Source organism: Mycolicibacterium sp. 624 (assembly GCF_040548615.1).
Lineage (GTDB): Bacteria > Actinomycetota > Actinomycetes > Mycobacteriales > Mycobacteriaceae > Mycobacterium.
In genome coordinates this window covers 585,916-603,440 of sequence record NZ_JBEPRZ010000001.1, presented here as the reverse complement: position 1 = coordinate 603,440, position 17,525 = coordinate 585,916, and the positions used below count along the sequence as shown (strand labels likewise).

The 17,525-nt window shown below is 65.8% G+C and carries 16 protein-coding genes; 11 read left to right on the top strand and 5 right to left on the bottom strand.

Annotated features, from left to right (window positions below):
* Position 1: 1 nt before the first annotated feature.
* Complete coding sequence (locus tag ABIA65_RS02750; protein WP_354522532.1) at positions 2 to 328, top strand: NAD(P) transhydrogenase subunit alpha part 2; 327 nt, start codon at positions 2 to 4, stop codon at positions 326 to 328.
* Positions 325 to 1,758 (top strand): NAD(P)(+) transhydrogenase (Re/Si-specific) subunit beta, encoded by a 1,434-nt coding sequence (locus tag ABIA65_RS02745; protein ID WP_354522531.1) that lies wholly within the window; start codon positions 325 to 327, stop codon positions 1,756 to 1,758. The genes ABIA65_RS02750 and ABIA65_RS02745 overlap by 4 nt, the downstream gene beginning before the upstream one ends.
* A gap of 141 nt (positions 1,759 to 1,899) precedes the next feature.
* Here ABIA65_RS02745 and ABIA65_RS02740 read toward each other — a convergent pair whose 3' ends face one another.
* Positions 1,900 to 2,562 carry a TetR/AcrR family transcriptional regulator gene (locus tag ABIA65_RS02740; RefSeq protein ID WP_241401965.1) on the bottom strand — a complete coding sequence of 221 codons (663 nt, stop codon included), beginning with the start codon at positions 2,560 to 2,562 and terminating at the stop codon, positions 1,900 to 1,902.
* A 238-nt stretch (positions 2,563 to 2,800) separates the two neighbouring features.
* Here ABIA65_RS02740 and ABIA65_RS02735 point away from each other — a divergent pair, with 238 nt between their 5' ends.
* From ABIA65_RS02735 to ABIA65_RS02700, 8 genes are all read left to right on the top strand, one after another.
* A complete protein-coding gene (locus tag ABIA65_RS02735) occupies positions 2,801 to 3,475 on the top strand; it encodes a TetR/AcrR family transcriptional regulator (RefSeq protein ID WP_241401964.1) in 675 nt (224 codons plus the stop codon).
* Between the two features lie 235 nt (positions 3,476 to 3,710).
* Complete coding sequence (locus tag ABIA65_RS02730; protein WP_354522530.1) at positions 3,711 to 5,303, top strand: gamma-glutamyltransferase family protein; 1,593 nt, start codon at positions 3,711 to 3,713, stop codon at positions 5,301 to 5,303.
* A 79-nt stretch (positions 5,304 to 5,382) separates the two neighbouring features.
* Positions 5,383 to 6,582 (top strand): M24 family metallopeptidase, encoded by a 1,200-nt coding sequence (locus tag ABIA65_RS02725; RefSeq protein ID WP_241401962.1) that lies wholly within the window; start codon positions 5,383 to 5,385, stop codon positions 6,580 to 6,582.
* Positions 6,583 to 6,616: 34 nt separating this feature from the next.
* On the top strand, positions 6,617 to 8,266 hold the full coding sequence (locus tag ABIA65_RS02720; RefSeq protein WP_354522529.1) for an ABC transporter substrate-binding protein: 1,650 nt from the start codon (positions 6,617 to 6,619) through the stop codon (positions 8,264 to 8,266).
* 34 nt (positions 8,267 to 8,300) lie between these two features.
* Positions 8,301 to 9,251, top strand: coding sequence for an ABC transporter permease (locus ABIA65_RS02715; protein WP_354522528.1), 951 nt, complete (start codon positions 8,301 to 8,303; stop codon positions 9,249 to 9,251).
* Entirely contained in the window at positions 9,248 to 10,120 is an 873-nt protein-coding gene (locus tag ABIA65_RS02710; protein ID WP_241401959.1) for an ABC transporter permease, read from the top strand. The genes ABIA65_RS02715 and ABIA65_RS02710 overlap by 4 nt, the downstream gene beginning before the upstream one ends.
* Positions 10,117 to 10,971 carry an ABC transporter ATP-binding protein gene (locus tag ABIA65_RS02705; protein ID WP_354522527.1) on the top strand — a complete coding sequence of 285 codons (855 nt, stop codon included), beginning with the start codon at positions 10,117 to 10,119 and terminating at the stop codon, positions 10,969 to 10,971. Before ABIA65_RS02710 ends, ABIA65_RS02705 begins: the two co-directional genes overlap by 4 nt.
* Positions 10,964 to 11,797: an ABC transporter ATP-binding protein gene (locus ABIA65_RS02700; protein ID WP_354522526.1), complete on the top strand. Its 834-nt coding sequence runs from the start codon at positions 10,964 to 10,966 to the stop codon at positions 11,795 to 11,797. Before ABIA65_RS02705 ends, ABIA65_RS02700 begins: the two co-directional genes overlap by 8 nt.
* A gap of 7 nt (positions 11,798 to 11,804) precedes the next feature.
* Here ABIA65_RS02700 and ABIA65_RS02695 read toward each other — a convergent pair whose 3' ends face one another.
* Both ABIA65_RS02695 and ABIA65_RS02690 read right to left on the bottom strand, forming a co-directional pair.
* On the bottom strand, positions 11,805 to 12,449 hold the full coding sequence (locus ABIA65_RS02695) for a YoaK family protein (RefSeq protein WP_354522525.1): 645 nt from the start codon (positions 12,447 to 12,449) through the stop codon (positions 11,805 to 11,807).
* 99 nt (positions 12,450 to 12,548) lie between these two features.
* On the bottom strand, positions 12,549 to 13,220 hold the full coding sequence (locus ABIA65_RS02690) for a TetR/AcrR family transcriptional regulator (RefSeq protein WP_354522524.1): 672 nt from the start codon (positions 13,218 to 13,220) through the stop codon (positions 12,549 to 12,551).
* 72 nt (positions 13,221 to 13,292) lie between these two features.
* Between ABIA65_RS02690 and ABIA65_RS02685 the strand changes: the two genes are divergently transcribed.
* A complete protein-coding gene (locus ABIA65_RS02685) occupies positions 13,293 to 13,640 on the top strand; it encodes a hypothetical protein (RefSeq protein ID WP_354522523.1) in 348 nt (115 codons plus the stop codon).
* Here the strand turns inward: ABIA65_RS02685 and ABIA65_RS02680 are convergent.
* Positions 13,637 to 15,898, bottom strand: coding sequence for a M20/M25/M40 family metallo-hydrolase (locus ABIA65_RS02680; RefSeq protein WP_354522522.1), 2,262 nt, complete (start codon positions 15,896 to 15,898; stop codon positions 13,637 to 13,639). The genes ABIA65_RS02685 and ABIA65_RS02680 overlap by 4 nt on opposite strands.
* A 114-nt stretch (positions 15,899 to 16,012) precedes the next feature.
* Positions 16,013 to 17,473 (bottom strand): protein adenylyltransferase SelO, encoded by a 1,461-nt coding sequence (locus ABIA65_RS02675; protein WP_354522521.1) that lies wholly within the window; start codon positions 17,471 to 17,473, stop codon positions 16,013 to 16,015.
* Between the last annotated feature and the right edge of the window lie 52 nt (positions 17,474 to 17,525).

The window sequence follows — 17,525 nt, the reverse complement described above, 5'->3', positions numbered from 1 at the left end:
CATGTATGACCAACTGTTGGCCAATCTTGCGATCCTGGTGCTGGCCGGGTTCGTCGGGTTCGCCGTGATCTCCAAGGTGCCCAACACCTTGCACACGCCATTGATGTCGGGCACCAACGCCATTCACGGCATCGTCGTGCTTGGCGCCCTGATCGTGTTGGGTGAGTTGCCCGCTGATGCGGGGTGGGGGGTGCGGGTGATCGCGTTCGTCGCGCTGATCTTCGGCACGCTGAATGTGATCGGTGGGTTCCTGGTGACCGACCGGATGCTGGGAATGTTCAAGGGTAAGAAGGCCGAAGTGGTGCAGAAGGCGCAGGCGGACAAGTGAACTACCTCGTCAACACCCTCTACATCGTCGCGTTCGCGCTGTTCATCCTGGGTCTGTCGGGGTTGACCGGACCCAAGACCGCGGTGCGCGGCAACCTGATCGCCGCCGCCGGTATGGCGTTGGCGGTCGTGGCGACCCTGATCAAGGTGCGTGACACCGCGTCGGTCAACTGGATTCTCATCGTGGCCGGTCTGCTCATCGGCGTCATCCTGGGTGTGCCGCCGGCAAAGAAGACCAAGATGACCGCGATGCCACAGCTGGTGGCGCTGTTCAACGGTGTCGGTGGTGGCACGGTCGCGTTGATCGCGTGGGCGGAGTTCATCGAGACCGACGGGTTCGCCCACTTCACCCCCGAGCAGCATCCGACTGTCGCACTGGTGGTGGGATCGCTGTTCGCGGCGATCATCGGGTCGGTGTCGTTCTGGGGGTCGCTGGTGGCGTTCCTCAAGCTGCAGGAGTCGATCCCCAAGAACGTCGAGAAGACACTCGTCAAGTCCGCGAAGGTGTTTCAGGCCTCCAACGTGCTGCTATTGCTGGGTGCGGTGGCCGCCTCGGTCTACATCGGGCTGAACGCCGGGCAGGGCAGTCCGGGTTGGGTGATCGTGCTGGTGCTGGTGCTGGCCGGGGTCATGGGTCTGTTCGTGGTGTTCCCGATCGGCGGGGCGGACATGCCGGTGGTCATCAGCCTGCTCAACGCGTTGACCGGGCTCTCGGCGGCGGCGGCGGGTCTGGCGCTCAACAACACCGCGATGATCGTGGCGGGCATGATCGTGGGTGCGTCGGGTTCGATTCTGACCAATCTGATGGCCAAGGCGATGAACCGGTCGATCCCGGCGATCGTGTTCGGTTCGTTTGGTGCCAGTGGTGATGTCGCGGCGCTGGTGGGTGGGGATCAGGGCACGGTCAAGGCGACCTCGGCCGCTGATGCCGCGATCCAGATGGCCTACGCCAACCAGGTCATCGTCGTCCCGGGTTACGGCCTGGCTGTCGCGCAGGCCCAGCACGCGGTCAAGGAGATGGCCAGCCTGCTCGAGGAGAAGGGCGTGGAGGTCAAGTACGCCATCCATCCCGTGGCCGGTCGGATGCCCGGGCACATGAACGTGCTGCTGGCCGAGGCCGATGTGGAGTATGACGCGATGAAGGAGATGGATGACGTCAACGGTGAGTTCAACCGCACCGACGTCACCATCGTGATCGGGGCCAACGATGTCACCAACCCCGCGGCCCGCAACGACCCGAGCAGCCCGATCCACGGCATGCCGATCCTCAACGTCGACGAGTCGCGTTCGGTGATCGTGCTCAAACGCTCCATGTCCTCCGGGTATGCCGGAATCGAGAACCCGCTGTTCTTCCTCAACCACACCTCCATGCTCTTCGGTGACGCCAAGAAATCAGTCTCCGAGGTCATCGAGGAACTCAAAGCCCTCTAGTACTCCAGCACGACCACACAAACTCGCACCCAACCTCATGGTTGGGTGCGAGTTTGCGTCTGCGCCGCGGAGGAGCGGGCCTCGCCATAGGGGTTCGCCTACCTCGATCGAGGATCAGACTCACCTGCTCGCGGACCCGACTCACGACGTCGTGGGGACGATCCCGTATAGCGCGCCCAGCCACATCGTCTCGAGCGGCAGGGTCGCTGCGTGCTCGTCGGGAAGGTCCTCACTGAGCCCGCGGCCTGCGATGTAGACCGCGTGCTCGGAGGACCAGAGGAGCATGGTGACCAGTGGCCCGGTGGGTGGACCAGGAGGAGCGATCCCGGCGGCGCGGTCGGCGTCTAGCTGGGCGCCGATGGCGTTGGCGAAGTAGGCGATCGTCCGTTGCGTGGCCGCCATCATGTCGGAGTCCACGTACCGGAGTTCGAAGGAGGCCTGGAACACCGCCCGGCGTGGTACCCATGCGGCGACCATCGCGCGGAGGCCTTCTCGGATGGCGTCCGGCGGGGCCTGGTCTGCTGGACGGTTCCAGATCGGCGTAATCGCGGAGTACATCTCCGCCGCGGCGACCTGGTAGAGCTCGAGCACGATCTCCAACTTAGAGGCGAAGTAGGAGTAGAACGTTGGGCGCGAGACGCCCGCCTCCTGCGAGATGTTCTCTACCGACAACTGGTGCAGTTGGCCCGTGTCGAGCAGCCGTGCCATGGCGTCGAGGATTTCGGCCCGCATCGGTGCCGAACGCCGGTTGGGCCGCGCGCGAAGGTCCGGGAGCGAGGTGTTCGCTGCACTTTCCTGCGCCACCCGGCCACGTTAGCTCACTTGCCGGAAGGTGACCGGCAGGGAGGCCAACCCGGCAAATGTGAAGGACGGGAGGTGTGTGAGCACGGTGCCCTCCGCCAGCTGAATGTGCTCGAGCCGCTCGGCGTGCATATCGCGTCGAGGAGATCGTTGGTCCGGGTGTCGCGGCGCTGGGCGATCCGCTCGATGAGGTAGTCCTGGGCTCCAGGCATCAGGCCGCGGACGATGAGAGAGTTGACTCATGAAGGAGTCGAGCACCCGAGAGCCCAGCAAGATCGCGCAGCGCAGGGAGTTGGCACGTAAAGAACGCAGCGCGGCGTGGCTGGAACAGCGCGCGCAGATTCTTGCGAAGGCCGCCGAAGTGTTCGCACTCAACGGCTTCAATGGCACCAGCATCACCGATATCGCCAACCATCTGGGCGTCAGCCAGTCCAACATCTATTACTACTTCGGGACGAAGCAGGAGATCTTCCTAGAGCTGGTGCGCCGCGCTTCCGATTACAACGTCACTGGGGCGGAAGCGATAGCTGCCAAGCGAGGTTCATCGGTCGATCGAATTGCTGAAGTGATCGAGCTGCTGGCCTCGTCCTACGAGGAGCACTACCCGTTTCTCAATCTCTACGTCCAGGAGGACGGCCGCTGGCTCAGTTCCACGGGAGCCGAGCTGCAGCAGTTCTTTCTGGATAGTGCCCAACGCTTCGAGGATGCCGTTATGGCGATCGTCGAGGATGGCATCCAGAAGGGGGAATTCAAGGTCGACCTCGATGCTCGGATGGTGACTTACACAGTCCTTGGCGCAGTCAACTGGATGCACCGTTGGTACCGCCCGGGCGGTGAGCTAAGTGGCGGGGAGGTCGGCAAAGTGATGAGCCGAATACTCCTAAGCGGCATTGCCGATACAGGCGGCGCTCCGTAGCCGGCGTGATCTGAGATGCAGTTCGATTCCACCACAGGGACGTTGATCCCAATTGGCATCCCGCCACCTGGGGTCTTCCCTAACCATGGAAAGTGGCCTATCATTCGATAGGCTGAGAGCGTGACCGTCGACACATTCTCGATCTCGGCAACGCAATCGCGGCGAGCGTCAGGCCCCTCAGGTGGCCATTGCGGCGGCGGCCACGTTGAAGATCTCAAGAGGAGTAGCGTCGATCTTGTCCCCATCGTCCGGTACGGCGTCCTTCACTGGTGCCATCGCAGCTCCGCACGCCCTCGCATCCGAAGCCGCCCTGCGCGTGTTCCGCGGCGGAGGCACTGCGATCGATGCGGCGATTGCGGCCGCGGCGGTGCTCGCCGTGGTCTATCCGCACAACGTTGCCCTCGGCAGTGACGTGATCGCGCTGGTCCGCACGCCCGATGGCCGGGTGACCTGTGTCAACGCCTCGGGTCCTGCGGCGAGGCGGACAGACACCGCCGCCGTGCGCACGACCTTCGGCAGGAGTCTGCCCGCGCGTGGCGCACACGTCGTGACCGTTCCCGGCGGTGTTCGCGGGTGGGAGACGCTGCGCACCTTCGGTTCTCGATACTCGTGGTCCGACACGCTGGAGGCGGCCGAGGAGGCGGCCACGCGCGGGGTAGCGGTCTCAGCGTCGCTGGCCAGCCACCTGACTCACCCCGAGAACGCGGATCTGCATGGCACACCGGACTTCGACCGCGTGTTCCGCCCGGGCGGAGTGAGTCTTCGATCGGGCGAGCTGTTGCGGCAGCCCGAACTGGCGGCGACGTTCCGGCGCCTACGCGAGCACGGCCCCGACGAGTTCTACCTCGGTGAGAGCGCCACAAACAGCCTCGCCCATCTGGCCTCTCGGGGCTCGCTTCTGGCCATGGACGACTTCGCGGACTTCACACCAGAGACTGTCGCGCCAATCGAGGCGACGTTCGGCGACCTCTCCGTCTTCACCAGCCCGCCGAACACCCATGGCTTCATCCTGCTGCGAGTCCTGCGTGCCGTGGAGGAACTCGGCCTCTCCGACCCGCTGGGGGCGGATTTCGGCACCCTCATGCGACTCTTCCACCAGGGCAACGCACTTCGAGACCGCTACCTGGCTGATCCCCGCCACGCCGAGGTGGATGTTGATGCGCTCATCAACTCGGATCTGCGGGAGATGGCACCCGTGGGCGCCGCCACCGGAGAGCCCGCGCTCGTACCCCATGGCGACACCGTCGGAATAGCCGCCGCCGACAGCGACGGCTACGCGGTCTCATTGATCCAGAGCGTGTACCACGCATTTGGGGCGGGATTGATCGACCCCAAGACCGGGATTCTGTTCCACAATCGCGGAACCAGTTTCTCGCTCGACGCCGATTCACCCAACGTGCTTGCGGCAGGGAAGCGGCCCCTCCACACGCTCATGCCGGCCATGACGCTGCGCGGCGGGTCAGTGCGTCACGTGCTGTCGACGATGGGCGGGCAGGGCCAGCCCCAGGTGCTCGGCCAGATCCTCCTCCGTGCGACGGCCGGAGCCACCGCCCAGGATGCCGTGGCGGCCCCGCGAGGAATCGTCGGCCTGCAAAGCGACGGCTGCATTCTCGACTCGGTATCCCTGGAGTCCGATATCGCCGCGCCTGCACGCGAGTCTGTTGCACGCAGCGGCTTGTTCTTCCACGAGGTGCCGCCTCGCAGCGAGGTACTCGGGCAGGCCAACGTCGTCTTCGCCGATCAACACGGCGCGATGACGGCCGCGTCTGACCCGCGCTCAGACGGTGCCGCCGTGATCGCGCACTACCCACGGCACGACCCGAGCTAGGGCGACGACCAATGTCTAAGAGGCAGCATAGATTCGACCGACCGGTGCCCGGGGCACGAACGGATGAGGAGTGATGAGCATGAGTACCCCTACCAATCCGACGACCAACCCGCCCCCGATCGCGGAAGCCGAGTACCACCAACGGCTGGCGAGATTGCGCCAACTACTGGACGTCGCCGGCGTCGATGCGATCGTCATCTGGGCGCGCGGCGGCGGCACCGTCGAGCGATTCGCCAATGTGCAGTACCTATGCGGTCACTACCCCTTCTTCCCGATCATTCGCGACGTTCCTGGCGCCTGGGCCGACCGCGGGTACGCGGCACTCGTGGTGACGCAGGACGAATCGGTACTGTGCTCGGACGACGAGGCTGCCGCGCCCTATGCCGTCACCGATCACCGCTTCCTTGACGCCAGCGGACAGACACTCGGGGACCTCGTGGCCGAGGTGCTCGCAGGCGTACGTCGCAGGATTGCGGTCTGCGGCGCCGACACCATGACGGCACGACAGTTCGGCCACCTCGAAAAGGCGGCTGCCCCAGTGGTTGACGGCGAGATCCTGATCGCCGATGACCTCGTCGAGCACCTGCGCTCCATAAAGTCCAGCGCCGAGATCGCACTGTTGGAACACGCCGCGACCATCGCCGACGCATCGTTCCGGTTCGCGCTGGACACCCTGCACGCCGGGGTCAGCGAGGCTGAGGTCACCGCGGCGCTGATCGCCGAGGCAACCAGGCGGGACGCCGTCGTTGCCAACGCATTTGTGACGACGTTCGGCGAGGATTCGGGGGGCGGGCACGACGGTGCGCCCACCTGGTCACAGCGGCGACTGCGCGCCGGTGACCTCTTCACCGTTGACTTCAGCGGGGCCTACCGAGGTTACTTCTACGACCTCGCCCGCAGCCGCGTCATCGACCGGGCCCCGACGGACGCCCAGGCCGGAGCATTCGAACTCGCCCGTGACTCGGTGAACGCCGCCGTCGCAGCCTCGGTGCCAGGCGCCACGGTCGCCGATGTGGCGCGAGCAGCCGACGACCTGCTGCGCCAACAGAACTACGACTTCGCCGCGGCCGAGTTCAAGGCTGGCGGTCACGGTATCGGGCTGGGCTTCGAGGCGCCGTGGATCCGTGACGACAACCTGCGTCCGATCGAGGTCGGCATGACGCTGGCACTGGAGCGCTTCGTCATCAGGGACGGGACGGGCGCCACCTTCGAACGCAACATCGTGGTGACAGAGCACGGGCCCCGTGACCTCGCACCCGTCATCGACATCTGGCAGTAAACCAAAACCGATCTGCACGACCCAGGGAGCCGACATGCTGATGAAGAAGTCAGGGACCGCGTTATTGGCGGCCACACTCACCGTGGCCGCGGGGTTGGCCGGTTGCTCGACCGACCGCCCACCAGCGGGCGCCCCGCAGGGTGGTGCGGGGCAGATGGAGGAGATCTTCACGACTCCCGCGGCGAAGGGCCCGATCGACGCGTTCACGTGGAACCTCGCCACTGGTGAACCGGCATCACTCGACTGGACTCGCGCGTACGCCGATTCGGAGAACACGGCCCTGGCCAACATGTGCGAGAGCCTCATGGTGCAGAACGAGGACATGACCCTGAAGCCGGGCCTGGCGGAACGGGTGGACCGGCCGAACGACACCACGCTGGTCTTCACCGTCCGGCCGGGTGTCACGTTCTGGAACGGAGCACCGCTCACCGCTGACGATGTGGCATTCAGCCTGTCCAGGAATCTCGACCCCAAGGTCGGTTCCTACTGGGCAGAACCGTTCTTCGACAACGTGACGTCGATCGAGGCGACGGCCCCCGATCAGGTCACGGTCCATCTCAAGCAGCCCGATGCCCTGTTCGAGCGCATCCTCGCCACGGCCGCCGGCGTCGTGGGGAACAGGCAGTTCGTCGAAGCCGCCGGGCCGGCGTACGGCACCGCCCGCGGCGGGATCATGTGCACAGGCCCGTTCGCGCTGGACACCTGGAAGCCGGGCAGCAGCATCACGATGCGGAAGAACGCCGACTACTGGAACGGGGACCGCAGCGCGCTGGCCGACCGCGTCACGCTGACATTCGTCACCGACGAGTCCACGATCACCAGCAGCCTGCTCTCGGGCGATATCGATGGCACCTATCGAACCCCGCTGTCGTCGATGGAACCGCTTCGGACGTCGGGCAAGGGGAACTTCTACCTCGGCGCCAGCACCGACTGGCTGGCCATCCGGCCCACCGAGAAGGCCGGGCCGATGCAGGATGTGAACGTTCGGCGCGCACTGAGCATGGCCTTCGACCGTGAGGCGATTGTGAACGGTGTCTACCGTGGCACCGCGCAGGCCTCCACATCGCCGATTCAGCCGGGGGCGTGGGGATACAGCCGCAGTCTGTGGGAGGCCGCCGCCTCGAAGTACGCCGACCCGGCACGGGACCTCGACGGCGCGCGCAAGCTCGTTGCGGATAAGGGCCTTGGCGGACAGACGATCTCGGTCGCCTACCCCACCGAGTTGGAGGCGGAGTCCAAGACCGCCGAACTGCTCGCCGACGCCGCGCGAGAGATCGGCCTCGACGTCAAGCAGGTTCCGCTGCCCGTCACGTCGTTCACCAACCTGTACTTCGACAAGGCGGCGCGCGCCCAGTACGACGCGTTCGTCGTCGTCGAGTACGGTGCCGGAGTCGCCGACCCGATCGTCTCGCTCAGTGAGTTCACCCCCCAGAGTGCCTATGACTACGGTCAACTCAAGGCCCCGGGGGTTACCGACAACGTCACCGCCGCATTCACGACACTCGATGACGACGCTCGGGCGAAACATCTCCTGGACGCGGAATCCGCGCTCGTCGACAACGTCGGCCTCATCAACGTCGCCAACCCGAGAATCCCGATGTACATGGGCGACCGAATCACCGGTGCGACCGCCTCAATAGCCTTCCTGTACTTCCCGTGGGCGGCCAGGATCGGGGCCGCGTGATGCGCCCCCAGGGGCTCGACGCCGCGGACTCGACGTGACTCGCTTCATCGCAACGCGCTTGGCCGAGGGAGTTGTGACGCTGCTGCTGTCGTCGTTCCTCATCTTCGGCGCGTTGTATGTCGCCCCGGGCGATCCGCTGGCCTACCTGATCGGTAACCGCACGCTGTCACCCGAGGCCATCGCGGTGCTTCGTGAGCAGTACCACCTCGACGATCCGTTCCTGACCAGGTGGATCAGCTGGCTCGGCGACATCCTGACCGGGCAGTTGGGCCAGTCGATCAACTACCGCGACGACGTGTGGAACCTTCTCGGGCCGCGCATGACGACGACGGTGGCGCTGATTGCGTACTCACTGGTGGTCATCGTCGTCGTCGGCGTCGGGCTCGGCATCGTGGCGGCCCTGGCCCGCCGCTCGATCAGTGACGTGATCCTCGGACTCACATCTGTCGGCGTCGCGGTGCCCTCGTTCGTCGCGGCCGCGGTGCTGATCTTCGTGTTCGCCGTCGAACTCGGCTGGTTCCCCACCTTCGGGTCGGGTGAGGGTTTCGTCGACCGTCTGCATCATCTGACCCTGCCGGTGCTGGCGCTGACACTGGCGTCCTGCTCGTACGTCATCCGAGTGACACGGGCGGCGCTGAAGGAGGAGGCCGCCCGCGACCACGTTCGCTCCGCGACGGCGCGTGGTCTTCCGACCCGCACCATCGTGACCAAACACATCCTCCGAAACGGACTGACTCCCGTTGCCACGGTGGTGGGTCTCACCCTGACCAGCCTCATCGTCGGATCCGTTGTGGTGGAGCGCGCCTTCGCCCTGGACGGCATCGGGTCACTTCTCACCGAGGCCGTCGCCAAGAAGGACTTCGCCGTGGTTCAAGCCGTCTGTCTGCTCCTGATCACGGTCGTCGTGATCGTGGTGCTCATCGTCGATGTGCTTCAGGTCGTCATAGACCCCCGCGTGCGCAGCAGGGTCGGAATCAAGTCATGACCGCCATCCTGATGGAGTCGCTGCGTCGCCGGCGGCCGGCCAACAAGCACCGCAACGGATTTGGCGTCGCCGGCATGGTGGCCACCGCGGTCATCGCGGTCGTCGTACTCCTGGCCCTGTTCGCACCCCTGATCGCGTCCCATGACCCGTCGGCCGTCGACTTCGCGCGCACCTATCGTCCATCCGAGCCGGGCGCGCTTCTGGGCACCGACGGTTCGGGCCGCGACATCTTCAGCCGACTGCTGTACGGCGCGCGGTCGAGCCTGCTCGGACCGACCATCGTCGTGCTGATCTCGGCTTCGGTGGGAACCGCCCTCGCGCTCATTGCCGCCATGTGCGGCGGATGGGTCGACCGGGTGCTGAGCCGGTTGTTCGACGTCGGTTTCGCGTTCCCCGGTCTACTGCTGGCCATCCTCGCCGTCGCGGTTCTCGGACCCGGATTCACCACTGCCGTGATGGCCCTGGCCATTTCGTACATTCCGTTTGTGGGGCGGATCGTGCGCAGCGTGGCGATCGGGGAAATGTCGCTGCCCTACATGACGGCGTTGGTGACGATCGGTCAATCCCGTTGGCGAATGGCGCTGCGCCACCTGCTACCCGCCGTGACGCCGACCATGCTCGCACAGGCCACGATCTGCTTCGGCTACGCGCTGGTGGACCTCGCGGCACTGTCCTACCTGGGCCTCGGCGTTCAACCGCCGGGATCGGACTGGGGGCTGATGGTGTCGGAGGGGCAACGCGGACTGCTGCAGGGGTACTGGGAGGAATCTCTCTATGCCGGCATCGCCCTGGTGATCGTGGTGACCTGCGTGTCGCTCGTGGGTGACCGCATCGCCGACCGCGCCAGCATCGGTGGTGACCGACGATGAGTGCTCTGCTGCAAGTCGATCGGCTGAGTGTGACGATGCCCGACGGCACCGTCGCGCTCGACGACGTGTCCTTCACCATCGGTCGCGGCGAGATCGTCGGATTCATCGGCGAATCCGGCTCCGGCAAGAGCACGACCGCCAATGCGATCGCCAGACTGCTCCCCGCGGCGGCGACCACGACCGGCAACGTCCTGTTCGACGGCCACGACGTGCTGCGCCTCACGCCTCGCGAGCTCAGCCGGTTCCGGGACGTCGACCTCGGGATGGTGTTCCAGGATCCGCGAGCCGCCGTCAACCCGGTGGCCCGGGTCGGGGAGTACGTGACCGAGGCGCTGCGGGTGAACCGCCGCATGTCGCGATCCGCTGCCCGGCAACGTGCCGTGGAACTCTTCAACGAGGTCGGCATTCCCGATCCGGAGCGCCGGCTCGACGAGTACCCGCACCAGTACTCGGGCGGAATGCTGCAGCGTGCGGTGATCGCGGCCGCGCTGTCGACCAACCCCGGGCTCCTGCTCGCCGACGAGGCCACGACCGCGCTCGACGTGACACGTCAAGCCGAGGTCGCGGCCATCCTGCGACATGCGTGTCGAGAGCGTGAGCTCGGCCTCATGTTCATCACGCACGACCTCGAACTCGCCGGTGCGCTGTGCGATCGCGTCTGTGTGATGTTTCGCGGGCGGATCGTCGAGCAGATCGCCGCAGGCGATTTGCACACCGGTGCCCAACATCCCTATACCGTCGCGCTTCTCAGATCGCGGCCATCAATCGACGAACGTCCGCATCGCCTCCCGGTCATCACGGCCGAGGACCGCGAGACGTTCTCAACCGGTGCGGAGGAGATCCATGACTGACGCGAGTACACCGGAGTCGCTCATCGAGGTATCCGATGTCTCGCGCATATTCACGCGTCGGGGCGTCCAGACCCGCGGGGTGGACGGGGCTTCGTTTCGGATGCTCCCCGAACGCGATCTAGGCATCGTCGGCGAATCCGGTTCGGGGAAGACCACTCTGGCTCGGATCATCATGGGTCTGGAATCCGTCACCACGGGCACGGTCCGCGTGCTGGGACGCGACGTCACCAAGCCGGCGACGACACGGCGGGCGCGCCGCGATCGCGCCCGTCTGATGCAGATGGTGTTCCAGGATCCCTACGGCTCGCTGGATCCGCGTGCGACCGTGCGTGAATGCCTCGACGAGGTGCTGCGCCTCCATCCGCCGGGCAACGGTATGACCCGTAGCGCCCGCATCGAGCAGCTCTGCGACCTTGTCGGGTTGTCCGCGGCACAGCGTGAACGAACTCCGCGCGAGTTGTCCGGGGGTCAGTGCCAGCGAGTTGCCATCGCCCGCGCGATCGCAGTCGAGCCTCGTATCATCATTCTCGACGAAGCCGTTGCGGCATTGGACATCTCGATCCAGGCTCAGATCCTGAACTTACTGGCCGACCTCCGCACCGAACTCGGCACGGCCTACCTGTTGATATCGCATGACCTGGCCGTCGTCCGTCAGCTCACAGAGGACGTTGTGGTGCTGCATCACGGCAGAGTGGTCGAGTCTGGCGCCACTGACCGGGTGCTGCGCGACCCTCGTGACCCCTACACCCAGCGCCTGAAGGCCAGCATTCCCAGCCCGGCATGGCGTCAGCCCGGTGTGCTCGAACAGCTGTCGTCGACCGGGTGAAACCTACCTAGGTGGTCTTGGCCGCGCCGTTCCAATAGCGGTGTCCCACAAGCGCAGTCACAAGCGTGGCGACCGCCGCCAGGTAGACCGGGACGCTGATGTGGATCTTCATCATCAAACCGCCGGCCAACGCACCCGCAAAGATCGCGACGACGGCCCACAGCCGGCGATGCCGCAGCGCGGCGAACCCGCCGAGGAAGAGTGTCTCGCTCGCGTAGGACGTGATCGTGGACGTCACGACGACGGTGGTCATATCGGTCACCGCGAGGACGCGCGCGGTACACGCCTGAGCGCCCATGACAACGGCGATGGTTGCGGCGACTAGGACGCCGGTGACTGTGGCGCCCGCCTCCGGAACGAAGACCAGGACCGTCGCCGTGGCGGCGAGCACGACGGCGTTGACCAGGATCGTGGCAGTGATCACCGTGTTCCAACCGCTGCGACGCCCTCGCAGCAACCTGCCCGCCGCGGCGGCACCAAGCACATAGCCGAACAGGGCGATCAGAGGCCCGGCGACGGGCAGGCCGTCCTCCGCCGCGATACCCATTCCGAGGATGACGACGTTGCCTGTCATGTTTCCGGTGAAGACGCGATCCAGGCCGAGGTAGCCGACCGCGTCGAGGGCTCCGGTGACCACTGTCAGCGTCATCATCAGCCATAGATGCAGATGTCGTCGTACGAAGGCACTACCTCGCACGGCGGGGGCAGATTCGACTGGACACATCGGCGCAGTCTATCGAACGATAGGGAACTATTGCGCGTCGCGAGGTTCATTCAGACGAGCGGACGTGGCTTCGCGGATGCCCGCAAGGCGGGACTGATCCTCAAGCAGGGAGCGCAGGAGGAACGATGCCGCCTGAAGCGGTCGGTCGATACGCATCTCACCGGTAGGTCCGCCCTGTTCGCGCAGGGTTTCGAAGAGTACGCCGTTGATCGCCCGCACCACGAAGCTCGGCTCCACTGCGACGAACTCTCGTGCCTCGCGACCGCCTTCGATCACCTGCTCGAGCTGGCCGTGGAACAGCGCGATGCCCTCACGCTCGGCTGCGAACTCGTCCAATGCGAGCACGGCGTCCTGGTACAGCCCTCGCGCATCGAAGGGCTGCTGCAGGATCTCGCGGACGTCGTACGCAATGGACAGGTGCAATTTCTCGGCCCAGCTCGTGTCCTCGCTCAATCGCTCGTTCATCCGGGCGATCGACGGGCCCAGATCAAGTTCGATGAGGGTCCGGAAGATCTCGTGCTTGGCCTGGAAGTGGTGAAACAGCGACGGCTGCTTGATATGTACAGCCTCGGCGATGTCACGCGTCGAGGTACCGAAGTAGCCGCGTTGCGCGAAGAGGACCGAGGCCTCCAGCAGAATCCTGCCCCGCGTCGATGACCAGTCCACCACGGGGAACCGCCAATTCTGCACGTACTTCACAGAAGTACTGTGGCACACGACGGTAGGTATGAACGCACATACCGGTCGCGCCGGTCTGGCTATCCTCGTTGAGTGCCTTTGGTGGAGATCGCCTACGTGTCGTCGGTAACGCCCAGTGAACTTGAGCGACTGCAAGAGGTTCTTCCGCATGCGGTGAGCCTCGCTGTCAATTGTCCCGAGGAGCCGTACGTTCCCGGGACCTTGAAGCCTGGAGATGTGGATCTTCGCTTCCGGAAGCGTGGCGAATGGGACGCCGGCGGTCTCGACATCGTGATCGAGGTGCGGTCGAAGTGGACGGCGTCCCGAGTGGACTCCAGGCAAGCGCGCGCTGATGGACTGCACGAGGCGATTGCTGATGTGGTCGACCACGACGTTGGCGTGTTTCTGCAGTTCCCGGTCGCAGCGTGGTCGGAGGGCTAGATGGTGGGTGTCGTGAACACCGCACTTTCGCTGTCTTGCGCCAGAAACATGTCCGCGGGCGGTGGTTCGAAGGCCGGCAGTCCGGAATCGGGAAGCCACAGGTAGTCGCTGACGCGCAGCGTCAGCGGACCGGAGGGTGCAACGATCTCGACCTCCAAACCCTCTGGAGGCGGGGCGTAGAAGCGGAAGCCGTCCGCGGGTACCGGTGTGATATCTCGGCCAGCCACCGTAAGAGAACGGATGTCGGCAGCCTCGAAATGAACTCCGATAGCGGTCGCGCCGCGCAATGAGCGCAGCCGCAGTCGCAGCCGGCGATCGCCGGATTCGACGGTGTCTGACGTGATGTCGACCGCTGGAGCCGGAAGGTCGACGGCCGCGGCGGGGCCGCTGTGGGACGTCTCACTCCACAGTTCGCTGAACGCTCCCTCGGGGGACGCGTCGGAAACGAAACCACCATTCCATCGATCCGGCGGCATCCGCGATATCCACTGTGCGGAAGCGTTGTCGGCGTCGAGTGCGTACTTCAGCTCGGACGGCATCGGATGTGATTCATCGAAACGATCCACTGCGAGTCCCGTCGCTGCCAACACGAGCGCCAGCGCCAGTGGCACCGCGGGCAGTGCGCAGGCGTAACGCCGCGAGAGCGGGGCTGCCGGCGGCCCGACCTCGAGTAAGGGCAGCATCAACCCCGTGAGCAGCACCACTGCAGGAACGACTGCGAATGGTGCTGTGCCAACGCCTAACTGAATGCTCGGCCAGATGCTTCCGCTGAGGAATACTGCTGCCGGGACCAGTGCGACAGCCATCACCACCACGTGCCCCCGACCCCCTGTGTACGTGATCAGCCAACCTGCGAGGGCCGCGACAGCGGGGATCACCAAGAGGTGGCCGGCGGTGGGCACGGTGAACGTCAGAATTGCGCCAGCGACCACAACGCAGCACAGCATTCCCAGCAATGCCGACTTCGGCCCGAACCATTTGCGCGACAACGCATACCACATCAGCAGCACGGCCACGGCGAGCAGCACCATGGCCCCGTAGTACGGCCATGGACGGTACGGATCGGCCAGCAGGGTGTACCCGGGGCGGACTGTCGACAGCACCCACCAAAGACCGAACGTCGCCGCCACGGCGATGGCCGCCGCGGCCAGCGCGGTCACGGCAGCCGCCAGCACGCGTGTGAGCGTGGCTTCGCCCGCACGCCGCGCCAACCCAACGACAACGGCCAACCCGACCAGCGCGAGGACGGCGAGGGCGATTGTCACCCAGGAGGGGAACACGACGAGTAAACCGGCGGGCAGCTGGAAATACGACCGATTGCGATCGTCGCTGAGCGATGCCAGGTCGCGCTGTCCCAGTTCCCGCGTCAGCGCAATGGTGTTGTCACCCATCTGCTGCACTGTTGCCAGATTGACGTGGGCGGGGTCGTCCAAGCGATTGTGGTAGTAGGCTCCGCCGCCGACGTATGCCCAATCCAGCACCGCCAGCCCACCCGGCCCGAACGCAGCGAGGTCGGTGGTGCTGGACGTCATGCTGGCGCCGAGCGCCGTCGACAACGAGTCCGCCGCGGGATGAGGCGCGGCACCTTCGACGGCTCGGATCAGACCCCCGTCCGGCGCGGTGACCCGCCAGAGCAACGGTGGACCACCAGCACCGCGCGCCTCGTGGTTGATCACTATCCCCGGTTGTGTGCTCTGTGGCAGGGCGTGCACGAAGGCCTCGGCGCCGAGCAGGCCGGCTTCCTCACCGTCGGTGAGCAGCACGACCACGTCGTTGCGCAGCGCGCTTCCCGCGCTGCGCAGCGCCCGCACAGTCTCCAAGACCGCCGCGACTCCGACACTGTCATCGTTGGCGCCGGGCCCGGAGGGCACCGAGTCGTAATGCGCCGCAAGGTAGATCGTGCCGGAGGGATCTGAACCCGGCACCCGCGCAATGATGTTGGAGACGTGGCCAACGGAGATCGTGTCGCGGTCGATGTCTTCGGGCCACCGTCCGACCCCTTCGTGAATTTCGGGCTCCAACCCGATGTCTGCGAGTTCGCTGACGAGGCGCTCGCGAACACGGGCGTGTGCGGGTGTGCCCATCGGGTGCGGTTCGCGCGCTATATCCTGCACAATCCGGAATGCCCGCTCGGCGCTGAAGTCCCCGGCGGGAGCGGTTGACGCCTCATACCCTCGGGCTTGTTGATCCACGCCGACCGCGACCGCGATCAGTAGCAGGAACGCCAATGCGATGAACCGCTTCGCCTGATCGAGCACGACCCCGAGACTACGGACACAGACTCCTTTGGGTGCCATTCGCTCGCGAGACCTGCGAAATGGTTGTTCGCGAGGGCGTGTTCACGACCATTGTGTAGATCTCGGCGGGGAAAGCTAGGTGCCGCAGAAGGTTTGGTAGTCGCCGAAGTCCGGCGGGGCCGGCTGGGCGAAGCGCTCCAGGCCGGGGCGCTCGTCGTACGGGGCGCTGACCGCCTCCAGCAGGCGCTGAAGCGGCGCCAGGTCGTCGGCGGTGGCCGCGGCGAGGGCCTCCTCGACCAGGTGATTGCGCGGGATGTACAGCGGGTTCACTCGGTCCATCGCATCGGCATCGGTGGCCAGCGGAGCCCAACGCGCCAGCCACGCATCGATTCCCGCCAAGTCGATGAACAGACCCCGGGCCGGTTCGGTGTCACCGCGGACGGCCGCACTCAGCGACCGGAAGAACGTCGTGTAGTCGACGGGGCTCTGCGCGAGCAGGTCGAGCAGGTCGCGGTTGAGCGCGGTGAAGAGCTCGTCGTCGACATCGGGCCGCAGACCGAGCTTGGCGCGCATCCCGGCCGACCACGCCCGCTCGTACTGCGGGCCGAACGCGCCGAGGGAGGCCGTGGCGACCTTGATCGCACGATCCGCGTCGTCGTCGATCAGCGGTAGCAGCGTCTCGGCGAACCGGGCGAGATTCCACGCCGCGATGGCGGGCTGGTTGCCGTAGGCGTAGCGGCCGGCGTAGTCGATGGAGCTGAAGACCGTCACCGGATCGAAGTCCTCCATGAACGCGCACGGTCCATAGTCGATGGTCTCACCCGAGATCGTCATGTTGTCGGTGTTCATCACACCGTGCACGAAGCCAACGAGCATCCACCTGGCGATAAGCTCCGCCTGTACCGAGACCACCGAGTCGAACAGTGCGACATAGCGATTCGGGGCGTCCGCGGCGGCGGGATGATGCCGGGCGATCGCGTGATCGGCCAATCGGCGCAGCACATCGCGGTCACCGTGGTTGGCCGCGTACTGAAAGCTGCCGACCCGCAGGTGGCTGGCCGCGACCCGGGCGAGGACCGCTCCGGGAAGCGCGGTGTCACGGTACACCTGACCGCCTGTCGCGACGACGGCCAGCGAGCGCGTGGTCGGGATTCCCAGCGCGTGCATCGCCTCGCTGATCACGTACTCCCGCAGCATCGGTCCGACCGCGGCGAGGCCGTCGCCGCCGCGTGAGAACGGGGTGGCACCCGAGCCCTTCAGCGCGAGATCACGAAGACCGTCGTCGGTCCTGAACTCGCCGAGTAGCAACGCGCGCCCGTCGCCGAGGCGCGGGACGAAACCGCCGAACTGGTGACCCGCATACGCCTGGGCCACCGGCGTCGCACCGTCGGGCACGGAGTTGCCGAGCAGGAACCGCAGCCCATCGGCGCTGCGCAGCCACACGGGATCGAGGCCGAGAGCGTCGGCGAGCACATCGTTGAGGACGAGCAGCCGCGGATTGTCGGCCGTCGCGGCCTGCCATCGGATCGACATCTCCGGCAACTCGCGCGCGAAGAAGTCGTCAAGCGCGACTGAGGCACCCGGTGCAAGGCTCACATGCTCCAGGGTACGGACGACGCAGGATTGCCCTGGCGTGAACGGCCAACAC